This is a genomic window from Rhodococcus sp. 2H158 (assembly GCF_053764755.1).
Genome location: NZ_JBSNCE010000041.1, coordinates 11,055 through 32,014, shown reverse-complemented (window position 1 = coordinate 32,014; position 20,960 = coordinate 11,055). Strand labels below are relative to the sequence as shown.

Here is a 20,960-nt window from a genome sequence, read left to right as displayed (position 1 = left end):
AGTCGATGTTCGATTATCCCGGTCGGACCGACAGCAAGCGAAGCGCCCAGGTCAGAGCCCCCTACCGGTGATCTCGTCGGCCGCCGCGAGCACGGATCGGACCAGCTCGGCGAACCCGTCGGCGCCCAGCGCGGGCAGGACTCCGGGGATGAGAGTGTTCAACACCACGGGCACGAGCGCCTCCGCGGTGAGTGCCCCGCCCGTCGCGGTCGCCGTCGCGGCCAGTTTCTGCGCGAACTCCCCGAAGGTGACGTCCCGGCCGTCGTGGCTGAGCGCCACCGCGTCGGGTGCGATCTCGGCGGCGGCGGCGACCAGGTCCGGCAGGTCCGCCACGGTCCGGGGCTTGCGCGGCGCGGCCAGGCGGGCCCGTTCGGCCTCGGTGAGGATGTCGATCGCGCGCAGCCGCACCTGGGGGTCCGACGTCACCGCGTCCAGGACGCGGGTGAACCGCTCGGCGAACAGCTCGACCGTCTCCCGGTCGAACAGCGCGGTCGCGTAGGTGAAGATCACGTCGAGGCCGCCGAGGCCACCACCGGGCGCGAACTGCTCGACGAAGGTGCACTGCAGGTCGAACTTCGCCTGATGAGCGCCCGCCTCGAGCGGGGTGACCGCCAGTCCGGGCAGTTCCAGCGTTCCGGTCTCGATGTTCTGGAACGTGAGCATCACCTGGAACAGCGGCGTGTACGAGCTCGACCGCCTACGGCCGACGGTGTCGACGAGCCGCTCGAACGGCACGTCGGCGTTGCCGAACGCCGCCAGGTCCTTCTCCTTCGCCTGGGCGAGCAGGTCGGCGAACGTGTCCCCGCCGGCGACGCGGGTGCGCAGCACCAGCGTGTTGACGAACATGCCCACCAGGTCGTCGAGAACTTCCTCGGCGCGGCCGGCGGTCGGGGTACCCACCGCGACGTCCTCGGCGGACGCGAGCCGCGACAGGAGCACCGCGAGGGCGGCGTGCACGACCATGAACACCGTCGCGTTGTGTTCGCGGGCGGTCTTCTCGATGCGCTGCGCGAGCGCCTCACCGATGGTGAACGCCACCGAGTCGCCCTGGGTCGACTGCCGCGCCGGCCGCGGCCGATCGGTCGGCAGCGCGAGCAGCTCGGGGCTGCCGGCCAGCTCGGCGGTCCAGTACCCGAGCTGGCGGGACAGCTCGCTGTCCGGGTCGTCCGGGTCGCCGAGCACCCGCTGCTGCCACAGCGTGTAGTCGGCGTACTGGACCGGCAGCTCCGCCCATCCGGGCACCTGGGCCTCGGCACGGGCGGCGTACGCGACCATCACGTCGCGCACGAGCGGCCGCATCGAGTAGCCGTCGGCGCTGATGTGGTGGGCCACCAGGGCGAGCACGTGCTCGTCGTCGGCGACGCGGAACAATCGCGCCCGCACCGGCGGGGTCGGTGCCGTCACGTCGAAGCCGGCTCCGAGGACGCCGGTGAGCCGGTCGACGATCTCGCTCTCGGGCACGGGCACGGGGGACAGATCCGGCAGCGCCTGCGCCGTCGGGAGCACCACCTGGACCGGGCCGTCCTCCGTGTCCGGGTACACCGTGCGCAGCACCTCGTGCCGGGCGATCACGTCGGCGACGGCGGCGCGCAGCGCGTCGACCTCGAGGGAGCCGCTGAGCCGCACCGCGACGGGGATGTTGTAGGCCCCCGATCCCGGATCCACCTGGTTGAGGGTCCACATCCGCTGCTGCGCGAGCGAGAGCGGAACCCGGTCGGGCCGCGGCTCCGGCACCAGCGGCGGCCGGGCGCCGCGGCCGACGGACGGCTGGATCCGCCCGGCCAGCGCCGCGACGGTCGAGGCCTCGAACACGGTCCGCACCGACACCCTGGTGTCGAGCGCGGCGCCGAGCCGGGAAGCCAGCTGCGTCGCGAGCAGGGAGTTGCCGCCGAGCTCGAAGAAGTCGTCGTCGAGGCCGGCGCGTTCGATGCCGAGGACCTCGGCGAGGACCCGGGCGACGATCTCCTCCACCGGGGTGGTGGGGGCCCGGAACTGCCCGGCCTCGAACTCCGGTTCGGGCAGTGCCCTGCGGTCGAGCTTGCCGTTGGTGTTCAGCGGCAGCGCCTCGAGGGCGACGAACACCGACGGCACCATGTACGACGGAAGCGCCTGCGCCAGCGCGGTCTTCGTCGCGGCAGCGTCGAGTTCGGCACCACCGGCCGGAACCACGTAGGCCACCAGCCGATCTCCGACGTGCGGGTCGTTGCGGACGAGGACGGCGACGTCGCGCACCTCGTCGCGGGCGCGCAGCACCGACTCGATCTCACCGAGTTCGATGCGGTAGCCGCGCACCTTGACCTGGAAGTCGGCGCGGTCGCGGTAGACCAGTTCGCCGCCACGGTTCCAGTGCACGATGTCGCCCGTGCGGTACATCCGGCCCCCGCCGAACGGGTCGGCGACGAACCGGTCGGCGGTCAGGTCGGGACGGCCGTGGTAGCCGCGCGCCAGCTGGGCACCGGCCAGGTACAGCTCGCCGGCGACCCCGACCGGCACCGGACGCAGGCGCGCGTCGAGCACGTGGACCCGGGTGTTCCACTCGGGCACACCGATCGGCACGACCGTGGTGTCGGCGTCGCCGGTCTCGTGCACGGTGATGGACACGGCGGCCTCGGTCGGCCCGTACAGGTTGAACAGGGCCGCCTCGTTGTCCGCGCGGAACTGCTGCGCGGTGGCCGCCGGCAGCGCCTCGCCGATGGCGAGCACGCGGCGCAGCGACGGCGCGACCTCCCCGCCGGCGGCGGTCATAAGCATCGAGAGCATCGACGGCACCGAGTGCAGCGTGGTGACGCGCTCGTCGCGCAGCAGCCGCAGCAGGTAGTCGGGATCGCGGTGCCCGTCGGCGGTCGCGATCACCAGGCGCGCGCCGGAGGTGAGCGCCGACCAGAATTCCCACACCGACAGGTCGAACGTGGCGACGGTCTTGAGCAGCACCGCGTCGTCCGGTCCGAGGTCGAACGCGTCCCGCTTCCACAGCATCTGGTTGACGACGGCGGAGTGCGGAACCGCCACCCCCTTGGGCCGGCCCGTCGACCCGGACGTGAAGATCACGTACGCGGTGTTCGCGGCGCGCAGCGGCGCGCGGCGCTCCGCCGCCGTCACCGGCGCGTCCGGCAGCCCGGACAGGTCCACGCGGTCGAGTTCGACCACCGGCACGCCGGGCACGTCGAACCGGTCCGCCGCGACCGTGACCACACAGGTGGGGGCCGCGGTGTCGAGGATGTAGGCGTTGCGCTCGGCCGGCTGATCCGGATCGAGGGGCACGTAGGCGGCGCCGGCCGTGGCGATCGCGTACATGCCGACCACGAGTTCCGGCGAGCGTCGCGCGACGAGCGCCACCCGATCCTCCGGGCTCACGCCCAGGGCGATCAGGTGCCGGGCGAGGCGGTGGACGCGGGCGCCGAACTCGCCGTACGTGACGGCAACGCCCTCGTACACCAGTGCGACCGCGTCGGGATCCCGGCGCACCTGCTCGTCGAACAGGTCGACGAGCGTTGCGGCCGTGCCGGTCTCGTGGACGGTGTCGTTCCACGCGGTCAGGACGTCGTGCTGTTCGCGCGCGAGCAGCAACGGGTGGTCACCCACCGGCACGTCCGGCGCCTGCACGAGCGCACGGAGCAACTGCTGGAAGCGCTCGGCCACGGCACGGGCGGTCGGCTCGTCGAACAGGTCGGTGGCGAACGTCAGGATCGCGTCCATCCCCGACGGGGCGCCCTGCTCGTCGTACCGGTCGCTGACGATCAGGTGCAGGTCGAACTGCGACGTGCCGCCCTCGAGGTCGATCGGTGCGACGGTCAGACCCGCCAGTTCCAGTTCGGTGCGCTGCTGGTTCTGGAACGAGAAGCCCACCTGGAACAGCGGGTGCCGCGCGGTCGAGCGAGCCGGGTTGAGCACCTCCACGAGCCGCTCGAACGGCACGTCCGCGTGCGCGAACGCCTGCAGGTCGGTTTCGCGTGCCGCCCCGAGCAGTTCGTCGAACGAGCGGTTGCCGTCGACGGAGAGCCGGAAGACCAGCGTGTTGACGAACATGCCGATCAGGTTCTCGACGGCGGCCTCGCCGCGGCCGGCGATGGGCGTGCCCACCGCGATGTCGTCGGATCCGGACAGGCGGGCGAGCAGCGTGGCGAACGCGGCATGCATCGCCATGAACACGGTCGCGTTGCGGGCGCGGGCGAGATCGCGCAACGCGGCGTGCACGTCCGCGTCCACGGTGAACTCGACCCGGTCGCCGCGGAACGACTGCTGCGCGGGACGCGGCCGGTCGGTGGGCAGGTCGAGCTGGTCCGGCAGGTCGGCGAGCGCGGTCCGCCAGTGGTCGAGCTGCCGGGCGGCGAGCGACTCGGGGTCGTCCTCGGAGCCGAGCAGTTCCCGCTGCCACAGCGCGTAGTCCGCGTACTGCAGCTCGAGCGGCGCCCACGCCGGTTCGGTGCCGGCGGCCCGGGCGGCGTACGCGGTCATCACGTCGCGGGCCATCGGGACCATCGACGAGCCGTCGGCGGCGATGTGGTGCACCACGGTGACCAGCACGTATTCGGCGGGCGCGAGGCGCAGCAGCGCGATCCGCAGCGGGATCTCGCGGGTGACGTCGAAGCCGGTCGACGCGAGTGCGCGCAGCCGCGACTCCAGCTCGGCCGCCGGGACGTCGACCGGATCGAGGTCGATCGGCACCGCGGTGGCGGGCCGGATCTCCTGCACCGGACCGGTGTTCGCATCCGGGTACACGGTCCGCAGCGTCTCGTGGCGGGCCACCAGGTCGGCGACGGCGGCGCGCAGCGCGGCGACGTCGAGGTCACCGGTCAGCCGCAGGGCCATCGGGATGTTGTAGGCCGTCGACTCCGGGTCGAAGCGGTTGAGGAACCACATGCGCTGCTGCGCCGGCGACAGCGGGATACGTTCCGGACGCGTCCGCGCCGTCAGCGGCACCCGGCCGCCGCCGGTGGCATCCTGCTCGACCCGCGCCGCGAGCGCGGCGACGGTCGACGCCTCGAACAGCAGGCGCACGGGAACCTGCGTGTCGAGCGCCGCCCCGAGCCGCGACACGACCTGCGTCGCGATCAGCGAGTTGCCGCCGAGTTCGAAGAAGTCGTCGTCCGCACCCACCCGCTCTACGCCGAGCACCTCGGCGAACGTGCCGGCGACGATCTCCTCGACCGGGGTCGACGGCGCCCGGAAGACCCGGGTCTCGAACACCGGTTCCGGCAGCGCCCGGCGGTCGAGCTTGCCGTTGACCGTCAACGGAATCGCGTCGATCACCACGAACGCCGACGGCACCATGTACTCCGGCACCAGCGCGCCCACCCCGGCGCGCAGTTCCTCGACGTCGACGGTCGCGCCGTCCGCCGGCACCACGTACGCGACGATCCGCGCCGCCCCGGGGGCGTCCTCGCGCACGATCACCGCGGCCTGGCCGACCGGCTGCTGGGCCAGCACGGCCGACTCGACCTCGCCGAGCTCGATCCGGAAGCCACGGATCTTGACCTGGTCGTCCGCGCGGCCGAGGTACTCGAGGTCACCCGAGACCGCCCAGCGCGCCACATCGCCGGTGCGATAGAGCAATCCGCCGTCGGCGGCGAACGGATCGGCCACGAACCGGGCCGCGGACAGGTCCGGACGGCCCAGGTATCCGCGGGCCAGCTGCCCGCCGCCGACGTACATCTCACCGGCCACGCCCACCGGGACGGGGTTGAGACGGGTGTCGAGGACGTAGACCCGCAGGCCCGCGATCGGCACGCCCACGATGCTCGCCGAACCGGCCTCGGCCAGGTCCGCACCGATCTCCCGGTACGACACGTGCACCGTGGTCTCGGTGATGCCGTACATGTTCACCAGCCGCGGCGAGGTGTCCCCGTGCCGGGCGAACCAGCCCTCCAGCCGGCGCGGCTCGAGCGCCTCACCACCGAAGATCACGTACCGCAGGGCCAGCTCGCCACCGGTCCCGCCGGCCGTGCGGTCCGCCTCGGCGAGCTGGTAGAACGCCGACGGCGTCTGATTCAGCACCGTCACGCGCTCGCGAACGAGCAACTCGCGGAACGCCTCCGGCGAGCGCGAGGTGAACCAGTCCACGACGACGAGGGTGCCGCCGTACAGCAGCGGACCCCACAGTTCCCACACCGAGAAGTCGAACGCGTACGAGTGGAACATCGTCCACACGTCCGACGGGCCGAACCCGTAGACCGACTCGGTGTTGACCATCAGCCGCACCACGTTCCGGTGCGGGATCAGCACGCCCTTCGGCCGGCCCGTGGACCCGGAGGTGTAGATGACGTACGCGAGGTTCGTGGCGCCCAGCGGCGCGGTGCGCTCCTCGTCGCGGATCGGCGCGTCGTCCACCCCCGACAGGTCGACGGTGTCGAGCTCGACCACCGGCACCGCGGTGGGCACGTCGACCCCCGTGCCGGAGAGGGTGAGCACCGCGGCCGGCGCGGCGTCGGTGAGCATGAACTCGATTCGGTCGGCCGGGTAGTTCGGGTCCACCGGCAGATACCCGCCGCCGGCCTCGAGCACCGCGACGAGCGCGACCACCAGATCCAGCGACCGCGGCAGCGCGACCGCCACGAGCGCCTCGGGGCCCACGCCCACGGAGATCAGGTGCCGGGCCAGTCGCCGCGCCCGGGAGGCGAACTCGGCGTAGGTGAGCGCCTCGTCGCCGAACCGCACCGCGATGTCGCCGGGTGCGGCGGCGACGCGCGCCTCGAACATGTCCACGAGTGTCACGTCCGCCGGGGCGACGTCGTCGCCGAGCGAGTTCCACCGGGACACCACGAGCTCGCGCTCGAACTCGTCGACGATCTCGAGGTCACCGACCGCGACCGACGCGTCGGCCACCACGGCCCGCAGGATCCGCAGCAGCTGCTCGGCGAAGGCGGCGACCCGCAGCTCGTCGAACAGGTCGGTGGCGTAGGTGACGGCGGCATCGATGCCGGCCGCCGAACCGTCCGCGGCCACCTGCTCCGAGAAGGTGAACTGCAGGTCGAACTTCGCCGTGGGCGGGTCGTAGTCGAGCGCCTCCAGAGCGAGGCCGTCGAGTTCGAACTCGGCCTGTCCGATGTTCTGGAAGGTCAGCGCCACCTGGAACAGCGGGTGCCGGGCCTGGGAGCGTTCCGGATCGAGGATCTCCACCAGCCGTTCGAACGGCACGTCCGCGTGGGCGAAGGCATCGAGGTCGCTCTCGCGCACCGCGCTCAGCAGGTCCGCGAAGGACTGCCCGCCCCGCACGTCCGTGCGCAGGACGAGGGTGTTGACGAACATGCCGACGAGGTCGTCGAGGGCGGCCTCGCCGCGGCCGGCGACCGGCGTGCCGATCGCGATGTCCTCGGTCGCGGACAACCGGGCCAGCAGCACCGCGAGCGCCGCGTGCACGACCATGAACAGCGACGTGTTCTTCTCGTGCGCGAGGTTCTGCAGGCGTTCGTGGAGCGCCTCCTCGACGTGGAAGCGGCTGGTGCGGCCGTGCCCGGAGGCCCGCTCGGGACGGACGCGATCGGACGGCAGGTCGAGCTGGTCGGGCAGGTCGGCGAGGGTGCGCTTCCAGAACTCCACCTGCGCGGCGGCCACGGATCCCGGCTCGTCCTCGGAACCGAGCACGTCGCGCTGCCACAGGGCGTAGTCCGCGTACTGGATCTCGAGCGGTGCCCAGCCGGGCAGCTCACCGCGGGTGCGGGCCGCGTAGGCGACCATCACGTCGCGGGCGAGCGGGCGCACCGAGAACCCGTCCGTGGCGATGTGATGGGCAACGAACAGCAGCACATGCTCGGTCCGGCTCAGCTCGAAGACCACCGCGCGGAAGGGCACCTCGGTGGTGACGTCGAATCCGCGCGTCACCAGTTCGCGGGCGCGGTCCGGCAGGGCCTGCGCGTCGATGCGTTCGACCACGAGCCGCACCGGGGACTCCGGCAGGATCTGCTGGTAGCCGGTGCCGTCCACATCGGGGTAGACGGTGCGCAGCACCTCGTGGCGCTCGGTCAGGTCCCGTATCGCCCCGCGCAGCGCGGGCACGTCGAGGGCGCCGGTGAAGCGCACGCCGATCGGCACGTTGTTCACCGCCGACTCGGGGTCGAAGCGGTTGAGGAACCACATGCGCTGCTGCGCCGGCGACAGCGGGATGCGCTCGGGCCGCTCGTACGGGACCAGCGGCGTGCGGCGGCCGGCGCCGGCCTCCTGCTCGACCCGTACCGCGAGGGCCTCGACGGTCGGGGCGTCGAACAGGGCCCGCACCGGGATCGACGCGTCGAGCGCCTCGCTGAGGCGGGCCGCGACCTGCGTCGCGACGAGCGAGTTGCCCCCGAGATCGAAGAAGTCGTCGTCGCGGCCGACCCGCGGCACGCCCAGTACCTGGGCGAACACGCCCGCGACGATCTCCTCGACCGGGGTCCGCGGCGGGGTGAAGGTGCGCACCTCGAAGGTCGGGGCCGGCAACGCGCGCCGGTCGATCTTACCGCTGGCGTTCAGCGGGAACACGTCCAGCGCGACGAACGCGGACGGCACCATGTACGACGGCAGCGTGGCCGCGAGCGCGTCCTTCGCCTGCGCGGGATCGAACTCCGCACCCGGCTCGGGGACGACGTAGCCGACCAGCTGCGGCCCGAAGCGCGGGTCCTCGCGCACCACGGCGACGGCCTGGCGCACCTCGTCGAGAGCGGCGAGCTGCGACTCGACCTCCCCGAGTTCGATGCGCAGCCCGCGCAGCTTGACCTGCAGGTCCGTGCGGCCCAGGTAGTCGAGCTCGCCCGCGGCGGTCCACCGCGCCAGGTCGCCGGTGCGGTACATCCGCTCGCCGGCGGCCCAGGGGTTCGCGACGAACCGCTCGGCCGTCAGATCCGCGCGGCCGTGATAGCCGCGGGCCAGCTGGACACCGGTCAGGTAGAGCTCGCCGGCGACGCCGACAGGCACGGGGTGCAACCGTTCGTCCAGCACGAGCGCGTCGGTGTTCCACACCGGCGTACCGATCGGCACCGCCCCGGCGTCGTCGGCACCCGCCGTGCGGTGGACGGTCTGGATCGTCGTCTCGGTGGGGCCGTACAGGTTGTGGACGGGCGCGTCGTTCAGTGCGCGGAACCGGGCGACGGTCTCGGCCGGAAGGCTCTCGCCGCCGCAGAAGACCTGGGTCAGGGACGCGGCGGTCGTCCGGTCGAGGTGTTCGAGGACCGCGTCGAAGACGGCGGGCACGAACTGGGCCACCGTGACGGCGTGACGCGCGATCGCCGCCGCCATTCCGGCGGGGTCGCGGTGCAGGTCGGGTGCACCCACCACGACCCGCGCCCCCACCAGCGGGGGCAGGAAGATCTCCCACACCGAGGCGTCGAAGGTGGCGGGGGTCTTGAGCAGCAGGACGTCGCCGGCCGTCGGGCCGAAGCGGTCCCGCATCCACAGCAACTGGTTGACCACGGCGGCGTGCGGCACGGCCACGCCCTTCGGCCGACCGGTGGAGCCGGACGTGTAGAGCACGTACGCGAGATGCTGCGGCCGCAGCGGCGCGAGCCGGTCGGCGTCGGTCAGCGGCGCGTCGCCGTACGGTGCGGTGTCGGCCTCGTCGAGCGCCACGACCGGCACCGCGTCCGCACCGGGCAGGCGGTCCCGCCCGGACCGGGTGAGAACCAGGACGGGCGAGGCGGATTCGAGGACGTACGCGATCCGGTCCGCCGGCTGGTCCGGGTCGAGCGGGACGTAAGCGGCCCCGGCGGCGAGGACCGCGTGGATCGCCAGGAGCATCTCCGTGGAGCGGTCGGCGGCCACCGCGACCACCGTGTCCGGTCCCGCGCCGTGCGCGACGAGATACCGCGCCAGCGCGTTGACCCGGGAGCCGAACTCGCGGTAGGTCAGCGTCGACTCGCCCGACTCGATCGCCACGGCGTCGGGGGTGCGGGCCGCCTGCTGGGCGAGGAGATCGACCAGCGTGGCTCCGCAGTCGAGCGTGCGGCGGGGCCCACGCGCGAGCCGCTCGACCGCGTCGAGTTCCGCGCCCGGCAGCATCGGCAGGTCGCCGACCGGCACGTCGGGCTGCTCGGTCACCAGCCGCAGCAGCCGGACGAACCGGTCGCCGACGGCGGCCACGGTCGGGGCGTCGAACAGGTCGGTGGCGTAGGAGATCTCGACGGCGAGATCGCCCGCGTCGGTGCCGGCCGCCTGACCCTCGAGGATCGTGACCATGAGGTCGAACTTCGACACGCCCGCGTCGAGGGGCAGCTGCGCGACGGACAGCCCCGGCAGTTCCAGGGCCACGTCGCCGATGTTCTGGAACGCCAGCATGACCTGGAACAGCGGAGTCCGGGCCTGGGTGCGTTCCGGCGCGAGCACGTCCACGAGACGCTCGAACGGCACCTCGGCGTGCGCGAAGGCCCCGAGGTCGACCTCGCGCACCCGGGCGAGCAGTTCGGCGAAGGTGTCGGCAGTGTCCACCTCGGTGCGCAGCACGAGGGTGTTGACGAACATGCCGATCAGGTTGTCGAGCGAGCGTTCCCCGCGGCCGGCCACCGGTGTGCCGACGGCGATGTCCCGGGACGTGCCGAGGCGGGCCAGCAGCAGCGCCAGGGTCGCGTGGACCACCATGAACACCGTCGCGCGCCGCTCCCCGGCGAGCCGGCCGAGCGCGGCGTGCAGCGACTCGTCGATGGTGAGGCGATGTGTCGCACCACGATTCGTCGCGACCGCGGGCCGCGGCCGGTCGGTCGGCAGGTCGAGCCCGTCCGGCAATCCGTCGAGCGCCTGCTTCCAGTACCCGAGCTGACGGGTGACGACGGAGTCCGGGTCGCCCTCGGAGCCGAGCACGTCGCGCTGCCACAGGGTGTAGTCGGCGTACTGGATCTCCAGCGGCTCCCAGGCGGGCTCGTTGCCGAGGGACCGGGCCGCGTAGGCGACCATGATGTCGCGGGTGAGCGGCCCCATCGAGAAGCCGTCGCCGGCGATATGGTGCATGACCGCGACGAGCACGTGCTCCTCGGGACTCAGGCACAGCAGGCGCACGACGATCGGGACGTCGGTGGACACGTCGAAGTGGGTGGCCGCCAGCGCCCGCAGCTCGCCGGGGAGCTGCGCCGGCTCGATCCGCACGGCCTCGAGCGAGACGCGGACCTCGGACGGGGCGAGCACCTTCTGGTAGCCGTACCCGTCGAGGTCGGGGTAGACGGTGCGCAGCGACTCGTGGCGCGCGAGGACGTCGCACACCGCTTCCTCGAGCGCCGGGACGTCGAGCCGGCCGGACATGCGGACGGCGACGGGAATGTTGTTCGCCGTCGAGTCGGGATCGAACCGGTTGAGGAACCACATGCGCTGCTGCGCGAGCGACAGCGGCACCCGCTCGGGCCGGGGCTGCGGCACCAGCGGGGTCCGTCGCGCCGGGCCGTCGTGACCGTCGATCCGGGCGGCCAACGTCTCGACGGTCGAGTTCTCGAACAGCAGCCGCAGCGGCACCGACGCATCGAGCGCCGCACCGATCCGCGAGACCACCTGCGTGGCGATCAGCGAGTTGCCGCCGAGGGCGAAGAAGTCGTCGTCGAGGCCCACCCGGTCGAGACCGAGCACCTCGGCGAACACACCCGCCACGATCTCCTCCACCGGAGTCGTCGCGGCGCGGAACGCCTTGACCTCGAACACCGGCTCCGGCAACGCCTTGCGGTCCAGCTTGCCCGACGCGTTCAGCGGCAGGGCGTCCAGTTCCACGAACGCCGACGGCACCATGTACGACGGCAGCATCTGCCCCACCGCCGACCGGGCCGCGCCCTCGTCGAACGCGGCACCGGCCGCCGGCACCACGTACCCCACCAGCTGATCCGACCGGACCAGTACCACTGCCTGCTCCACCGCCGGCACGTGCAGCAGCGCGGCCTCGATCTCGCCCAGCTCGATGCGCAGACCGCGCAGCTTGACCTGGAAATCCGTGCGCCCGATGTACTCGAGCTCCCCGCCCTCGTTCCACGTCACCAGGTCGCCCGTGCGGTACAACCGCTCCCCGGGCGCGCCGAACGGCGACGCGACGAACCGGTCGGCCGTCAGATCCGCCCGACGGACGTAGCCGCGGGCCAGCTGCACCCCGGCCAGGTACAGCTCCCCGGCCACCCCCACCGGGACCGGGTGCAGCCGGGCATCGAGCACATACACCCGCGTGTTCCACACCGGCGCACCGATCGGCACCGACACCCCGTCCGCGTCGGTCACCTCGTGGAACGTCACGTCCACCGCGGCCTCGGTCGGCCCGTACAGATTGTGCACGCTCACACCCGGCAGCACCGACCGCACCCGGGCCGCGACGGCGGCGGCGAGGGCCTCACCGGACGCGAAGACGTACCGCAACGACGAGATCCCGCCGACCGCGGACTCGGCCACGAACACCGCCAGCATCGACGGCACGAAGTGCGCGACGGTCACCGACTGTGCGCGCATGACCGCAGCGAGATAACCCGGGTCGCGGTGACCGTCCGGCGCCGCCACCACCAGCCGCGCCCCGACCTGCAACGGCCAGAAGAACTCCCACACCGACACATCGAACGTGAACGGCGTCTTCTGCAACACCACATCCTCGACGGTCAGCCCGTACCGCCCCTGCATCCACACCAGACGATTGACGATCGCCGCATGCGAGACACCCACACCCTTCGGCCGGCCCGTCGACCCCGACGTGAAGATCACATACGCCGTGTTCGACGGCCGCAACGCCCCCGTCCGGTCCGCATCGGTCAACGGCGCGTCCGACAGCGCAGCGACGTCCAGCTCGTCGACCGCCAGGACACGGACAGACCTCTCCCCCGGCACCTCGAACCCGTCCCGCGTCGTGGTCAACACCACCACCGGCGCGGCCACCTCGAGGATGTAGCCGTTGCGCTCGACCGGCTGATCCGGATCCAACGGCACATACCCGCCCCCGGCCTCCACGATCGCGTACATCCCCACCAGCAGATCCACCGACCGGCGCATCGCCAACCCCACCAGCGACTCCGGCCCCACCCCCAACGACACCAGATGCCGCGCCAACCGGCGCACCCGCCCGGCGAACTCGCCGTACGTCAACGACTCGTCCCCGAACACCACCGCCACCGCCTCCGGCGACCGGCGCACCCGCTCCTCGAACAACTCCACCAACGTCCCAGACGGCACCGCCCGCGCCGTGTCGTTCCACACCTCGAGCACCCGCGACCGCTCCACCGGCTCGAGGATCTCCAGGTCGCCCACCGCCACCGACGGATCCGCCACCACCTCCTCGAGCACCCGCACGAACCGCCCCGCGAACCCCGCCACCGTCGACGCATCGAAAAGATCCGTCGCATAGGTGATCTCGGCGACGAGCCCGTCGGCGCGGCCGTCGTCGTCCGAGGACTCGGACAGCGTCAGCTGCAGGTCGAACTTCGCCACCGAGGTATCGATGGCCTGCGTCTCCAGGACCAGCCGGGGCAGCTCCACATGGGTCGACCCGAGATTCTGGAAGGCCAGCATGACCTGGAACAGCGGGTGCCGCGCCGTCGACCGGGCGGGATTGAGCACCTCCACCAGCCGCTCGAACGGCACGTCCGCGTGCGCGAACGCCCCGAGCGCCGCCTCGCGGGCCCGGGCGAGCTGCTCGGTGAACGGCCGGTTCGGGTCCACCTGGGTGCGCAGCACCAGGGTGTTGACGAACATGCCGACCACGTTGTCGAGTTCCTGCTCGCCGCGGCCGGCCACCGGGGTGCCGATGGCGATGTCGTCGGTGCCCGACAACCGCGCCAGCAGCACCGACAGCGCCGCATGCACCACCATGAACAGGGTGGTGCCCTGCCGGCGCGCGACCTCGTCGAGCGCGGAGTGGATCTCGGAGGACACGACGAACCGCTCGGTCCCGCCGCGGAACGACTGCCGTGCCGGCCGGGGCCGGTCCGACGGCAGGTCGAGCTGGTCGGGCAGCCCGGCGAGGGTGTTGCGCCAGTACGCGAGCTGATCGGCGATCAGCGACTCCGGGTCGCCCTCGGAGCCGAGCAGTTCGTGCTGCCACAGCGTGTAGTCCGCGTACTGCACCGGCAGCGGCGGCCACGCGGGGCGCTCCCACTCGATGCGCGCGGCGTAGGCGGCCATGACGTCGCGCGCGACGGGCCCCATCGACCAGCCGTCGGCGGAGATGTGGTGCATGACGATCGCCAGCACGTGCTCGGTCGGACCGATCTCGAACAGGTGGGCCCGGATGGGCACCTCGCGGGTCACGTCGAACCCGGTGGACGCGAGCGCCGAGATCTCCTGCTGCAGATCCTCTTCCGTGATCAACGTGGGCGTCAGGTTGGGCACCGCCGTGGCGGCGTCCGTGACGACCTGCATCGGTCCGTCCGGCCCTTCCGGGTACACGGTGCGAAGCGACTCGTGCCGGTCGATGACGTCCATGATCGCGACCTGCAGCGCGGTGATGTCGAGCTCACCGGACAGCCGCAGGGCGAAGGGCAGGTTGTAGGTGGCCGACTCGGGCTCGAATCGGTTGAGGAACCACATGCGCTGCTGGGCCAGGGACAGCGGGATCCGGTCGGGGCGCGGCCGGGCCACGAGCGGGATGCGGCGGCCGGCGCCGGCCCGGTGTTCGACCCGCGCGGCCAGCGCGACGACGGTCGACGCCTCGAACAGCAGGCGCACGGGCACCTGCGTGTCGAGGGCCGCGCCGAGCCGGGACACGAGCTGTGTCGCGACGAGCGAGTTGCCGCCGAGTTCGAAGAAGTCGTCGTCCAGTCCGACGCGGTCGATACCGAGGACGTCCTCGAACGTGCCCGCGACGATCTCCTCGATCGGTGTGGTGGGGGCGCGGAAGGTCCGCGCCTCGAACACCGGCTCGGGCAGCGCCTTGCGGTCCACCTTCCCGTTCGGGGTGAGAGGGACGACGTCGAGGACGACGCACACCGACGGGACCATGTAGGAGGGCAGGAATCCGGCGACGTACTCGGTGAGTTCGTCGCTGTCGAGCCCGGCGTCGCCGTGGACGTAGGTGACGAGAGTGGTCTGCCCCGAGGGCGTCTCGTGCCCGATCGTGGTGGCGAAGTCGACGGCGGGGTGGGACAGGAAGGCGGCGTCGATCTCACCGAGCTCGATGCGGTAACCGCGGACCTTGACCTGGAAGTCGGTCCGTCCGGCGTACACCAGCCGGCCCTCGTCGTCCCACCGCACGACGTCTCCGGTGCGGTACATGCGCTCGCCCGGCGCGCCGAACGGGGAGGCGACGAAGCGGTCCGCCGTCAGCGCCGGTCGCCGGTGGTAGCCACGGGCGAGGGCGTCCCCGGTCAGGTACAGCTCGCCGGACACGCCGACCGGGACGGGGTGCAGCCGCGCGTCGAGCACCAGGGCACCGACCCCGGCGACGGGCGTGCCGATGGTGATGGGCTCCCCCGGGCGCAGTTCGCCGCGGGTGGTGACGATCGTGGTCTCGGTGGGGCCGTACGCATTGAAGTAGCGGCGGCCCGGAGACCAGCGGGCGACCAGGTCGCCGGTGGACACGTCGCCGCCGACGTTGAGGACGCGCAACGTGTCGAGGTCGCGGGGGTCGACCGAACCGAGCACGGCGGGAGTGATGACGGCGTGGGTCACCCCGTGCGCCTTGATCAGGTCGTGCAGTTCGGTGCCGCCCAGCACGTTCGCGGGTGTCACCACGAGCTCGGCGCCGGAGGAGCCGGCCATCAGCCACTCGAGCACCGACGGGTCGAAGCTGGGCGCGCACACGTGCAGTACCCGGGACCGGTCGGTGACGCCGTAGAGTTCGACGCTCTCCTGGACCAGTGCGGCGAGCCCGTGGTGGGTCACGGCGACGCCCTTCGGCAGGCCCGTCGAGCCCGAGGTGTAGATCATGTACGCGACGTGGTCCAGGCGCAGGGGGGCGAGCCGGTCCGCGTCGCGGACGGGCGCGGCGGACGCCCGCGCGATCGCCGCGACGGTCTCGGCGTCGTCCAAGGCGTTCCAGTCGAAGTCCGCGGGCAGCTCCGGCAGGTGCCCGGCGGTGGTCAGGCCGAGCACGGCGCCGGAGTCCCCGACGATGTGCCGGATGCGTTCGATCGGGTGCGCGGGATCGATCGGCACGTACGCGGCGCCGGTCTTGGTGACGGCCCACACGCAGTGCACCATCTCCGCCGAGCGCGGGAATGCCAGGGCCACAATCGTTTCGGGACCGACGCCACTGTCGATGAGGACGCGCGCGAGGCGGTTGGACCACTCGTCGAGCTCGCGGTAGGTGAGAGCGGAGTCGCCGCACCGGACGGCGACCGTGTCGGGAGCGAGATCCGCACCGGCCGTGAGCAGCTCGACGAGCGGCCGCTCGGTGCGGTGGAGCCCGGGGCCACGGACCGAGGCGAGCCGCGCCGACTCCTCGGGCGCAAGGATGTCGATGTCACCGACGGGCGTGGCGGTGTCGGCGACGATCGCCTCGAGGATCCGCACGAAACGCTGCCCGAAGACGTCGACGGTGTCGGCGTCGAACAGGTCGGTCGCGTACTCGAACACGGCGTCGACACCGGCCGGGCGGCCCTCGTCGTCGGTGCGCTCGACGAGCCACAGCTGCAGGTCGAACTTCGCGATCGGTACGTCGAGCTCGGCCGCGGTGGCGCGCACGCCGGAGAACGAGATATCGCGCGTGCCCGGGGATTCCACGGCGAGCGCGGCCTGGAACAGCGGGTGACGGGCCGTGGAACGGGGCGGCTTGAGGACCTCCACGAGCCGCTCGAACGGGACGTCCGCGTTGGAGAAGGCGCTCAGGTCGGAGTCGCGGACCCGGTCGAGGAGGTCCTCGAAGCGCGCCCCCGGATCGACCCGGGTGCGCAGTACCAGCGTGTTGACGAACATGCCGATCAGGTCGTCGAGGAGACGATCGCCGCGGCCGGCGACGACGCTGCCGACGGTGATGTCGTCGGATCCGCTCAGCCTCGACAGGAGCACGGCGTAGGCGGAGTGCATCACCATGAACAGCGACGCCTGGTGCGACCGGGCCACCTCGACCAGCCCCCGGTGGGTCTCGGGCGAGATCCCGAAGCGGCGCTTGTCGCCCCGGTAGGAGGCGACCGCCGGGCGGGGCCGGTCCGCGGGCAGGTCGAGCTGATCGGGGATGCCCTCGAGTTCGCGGGTCCAGTAGGCGATCTGCTGCGCAGAGATCGAGTCCGGGTCGGATTCGAGACCGAGCACATCGCGCTGCCACAACGCGTAGTCGGCGTACTGCACCGGCAGCGGGGACCAGCCGGGTTCGGAGCCGGCGGCCCGCGCCGCGTACGCGGCCACGATGTCGCGCACGAGCGGCTCGAAGGACGATCCGTCCGCGGCGATGTGGTGCAACACCATCGCCAGGACGAACTCGTCGTCCGCCAGGCGATACAGCGCGATCCGGAACGGCAGATCGACGGTGACGTCGAATCCGCGCTCGGCCAGCGCCACGACCCGGGCGAGCAGATCGGACGCGGCGATGTCGAGCACGGGCACGCGGCGGTCGACGTGTTCGACCGGCAGGATCACCTGCTGCGGTTCGCCGTCGACCGCCGGGTAGACGGTGCGCAGCGTCTCGTGCCGGGCGACGACGTCGCCGAAGGCGGCGTCGAGGGCAGCGGGATCGAGCGGACCGGTGAGCCGCACCGTGAAGGGCAGGTTGTAGGCGGCGGTGCCGACGTCGAACCGGTTGAGGAACCAGATCCGCTGCTGCGCCGTCGAGAGCGGCAGCACGTCCGGCCGCGAGCCCGCCACGAGCGGCCGGCGGGCTCCGGACCCGGACTGCCGCGCCACCCGGGCGGCGAGACCCACGACGGTGGACGACTCGAACAGCACCCGCACCGGCACCTGGGTGTCGAGTGCGGAGCCGATCCGGGACACGAGCTGGGTGGCGACGAGCGAGTTGCCGCCGAGTTCGAAGAAGTCGTCGTCGAGCCCGACCTCGGCGACCCCGAGCACCTCGGAGAACGTCTCGGCCACGATCCGTTCGGCGGCGGTGCGCGGGGCCCGGAACATCCGGGCGCTGTTGAACACCGGCTCGGGCAGGGCCTTGCGGTCGAGCTTGCCGCTGGTGTTGAGCGGGAACGCCTCGAGCACCATCAGCGAGGCCGGCACCATGTACGACGGGAGCGCCCGCCCGAGCGCCTCGGTCAGCGCCTCGGTGTCGATCGCGTGCCCGGGGGCTGCGACGAGGTAGCCGACGAGCTGGTCGCCCGTCGCCGTGGGCACCACGAGCACGACGGCCTGCGACACCTCCGGGGCGGCGAGCAGGACCGTCTCGATCTCGCCCAGCTCGATCCGCTGGCCGCGGAACTTGACCTGGAAGTCGGTGCGGCCGATGTAGTCGAGGTATCCGCCGCCGTCCGCGCCGAGGCGCCACAGCACGAGGTCGCCGGTGCGGTACATCCGGTCGCCGGGCGCACCGAACGGATCGGCGAGGAACCGGTCGGCGGTGAGGTCGGGGCGGCGCAGGTAACCGCGCGCGAGCTGGACACCGGCGAGATACAGCTCGCCGGGCCGGCCGGGAGGCACGGGGCGCAGCCGGTGGTCGAGGACGTAGGCGCGGCTGTTCCACTGGGGCACGCCGATCGGGACGGTGGTCACGTCCTCGGGTCCGGCGCGGTGGTAGGTGATCGAGACCGCGGCCTCGGTGGGTCCGTAGAGGTTGTGCAGCTGCGCGTTGCACAACTGGGCGAACGCCGCGGCTGTCTCGGCCGGCAGCGCCTCGCCGATCACGAACACGTGCCGCAGCGTGTCGCACGAGCCGGGGCGGGCGTTGGCGACGAACACGGTGAGCATCGACGGGACGAAGTCGGTGACGGTGACACCGTGCTCGGCGATCTTGTCGGCCACGTACATCGGGTCGCGGTGGCCGTCCGGGGTGGCGACGACCAGGGTCGCACCGACGCGCAGCGGCATGAAGAAGCCCCACAGCGACACGTCGAACGTCGTCGCGGTCTTCTGCAGGTACACGTCGGACGCCGACAGTGCGTACTGGTCGTTCATCCACCGGATCTGGTTGTCGATCGCCCGGTGGGTGACGGCGACGCCCTTGGGCCGCCCCGTGGAGCCGGAGGTGAAGATGACGTAGGCCGTGGTGTCGAGGCGCACCGGCGCGAGCCGGTCGGCGTCGGTGAGCGGGCGCGTGTCCAGGCCGGTGGGGTCGAGGCGGTCGATCTCGACGACGTCGAGGCCGGCAGGCAGGTCCACCTCGTCGCGCGCGGTCGTGACCACGCAGACGGGCCGGGCCGTCTCGAGGATGTAGGCGGTCCGGTCCGCGGGATGGTCCGGGTCGATCGGCACCCAGGCGCCGCCGGCCTTGACGATCGCGTACATGCCGACGAGCAGCTCCAGGGAGCGCCGCACCGACAGCCCGACCAGGGACTCGGGCCCCACCCCGCGGGCGACGAGCAGCCGCGCGAGCGCATTCGCGCGGGCGTCGAAGTCGGCGTACGTCAGGCTCTCGCCCTCGTACACGAGGGCCGGGGCGTCCGGTGTGCGCGCCACCTGGTCCTCGAACGCCTCCAGCAGCGTGCGGTGGTCGAGGGGGTGCTCGGTGCGGTTCCACTCGGTGAGCACCTGGGCGGTCTCGGTGCCCGTTCCGAGGGGCAGGTCCCAGACGCGCCGGTCGGGATCGGAGGCGACGAACCGGTCGAAGAACTCCACGAACCGGAAGTGGTGCGCACGGGACTCCTGCGCGCCGTAGAGGTTGGGGTTGGACTCGAAGTCGATGTGGGTGTGCGTGCCGCCGCTCTTGTAGACGTTGACGCCGAGGTCCTCGATGAGACCGGTGGACAGGATGTTGATCCGTCCCACCATGTCGCCGAGGCGGACCTCGTTGTCGAACAGCATGATGTTGATCCACGGCCCGAAGAACGTCGAGCGGCCGCCGGCCGCGTTGCCGGCGTCGCGGACGATGTCCTCGTGGCGGTACCGCTGGTGCCGCAGCGCACCGGAGACCGCGGCGGTGGCCGCCTCCACGAGCTGCCGCACGGTGGTGCCGGAGTCCACGTCGAGCCGCAACGGCACCACGTTGGAGACCATGCTGCCGGACCGGCGCAGCACCGCGGTGGTCCGCGCGGCGACGGGCAGGCTGAGCACGACGTCGGTGCGGCCGGTCATCTGGGCCATGTAGGCGGCGAAGGCGGCGATCACCGCGGTCGCGAGGCTGGTGTTCTCGCGTTCGGTGAAGCTGTCGACGAGCCGCTCGACGCGGTCGCCTAGGGCGGCGCTGTCGATCCGGCTGACGGGGGCCGGCGGGGCGGTGCGGCCGGCCAGGCTGGTGGGTTCCTCGATGCCCTCGATGACCGTCGACCAGTACTCGCGGTCGGTGTGGAACCGGGGTGAGTTCCGGTACGCGATCTCGGCCTCGTACACGGTGCGCACGTCCGAGGCCTTGTTGGGGCTGGGCTCGGCGCCTTCGACGGCGGCGGTGTAGAGCTCCGCGATGCGCGTCATGAAGGTGGCGGCACCGAAACCGTCGAGGGCGAGGTGGTGGACACGGTTGTACCAGAAGTAGCGGTGCTCGCCGATCTGCACGACCGTGGCCACGATGAGCCGGTCCTTGAGCACGTCGACCGGCGTGCTGCGGTCGGCGCGCATCCATTCGAGCGCGGCCTCGCGAGGGTTCTCCGCCGCCCGCAGGTCGACGAACCCGAGCGGCGCCTCGAGGCTGGGATCGACCAGCTGGTAGGGCTGCGCGTCGACCTCGAGGAAGCGCAGGAAGCCGGACCCCATCTCGAGGGCGGCGCGGGCGCTGGACTCCCGGAGCAGGTCGACATCGAGGTCCCCGACGAGCTCGACGTACTGGGCGATGTTCGCGGGCACGGAAGGATCGACATGTTGCGCGAACCACATCCCGAGCTGTGCCGGGGAGAGGGGGAAGGCACCGTCCGGCACGTTCGCCGCGTTCGTGTTCGTCGCACCCGATCCGCCGACACCCAGCGAGTCCAAACCCCAACCTCTCTCTCACCGTCGGACGCAGGCCCGACCGTCGCGCCCGGTGGCCCGGGCGAGCACCGTGCTCAGGTATATCTGCAGTTCAGGGGAGGAGCGTTACACGGCGGACA

At 72.0% G+C, this 20,960-nt stretch carries 1 protein-coding gene; it reads right to left on the bottom strand.

Annotation, left to right across the window (positions count from 1 at the left end; all coding sequences use genetic code 11):
* Window positions 1–51: 51 nt before the first annotated feature.
* A complete protein-coding gene (locus tag ACWPOB_RS26805; protein ID WP_455402678.1) occupies window positions 52–20,844 on the bottom strand; it encodes a non-ribosomal peptide synthase/polyketide synthase in 20,793 nt (6,930 codons plus the stop codon).
* Window positions 20,845–20,960 lie beyond the last annotated feature (116 nt).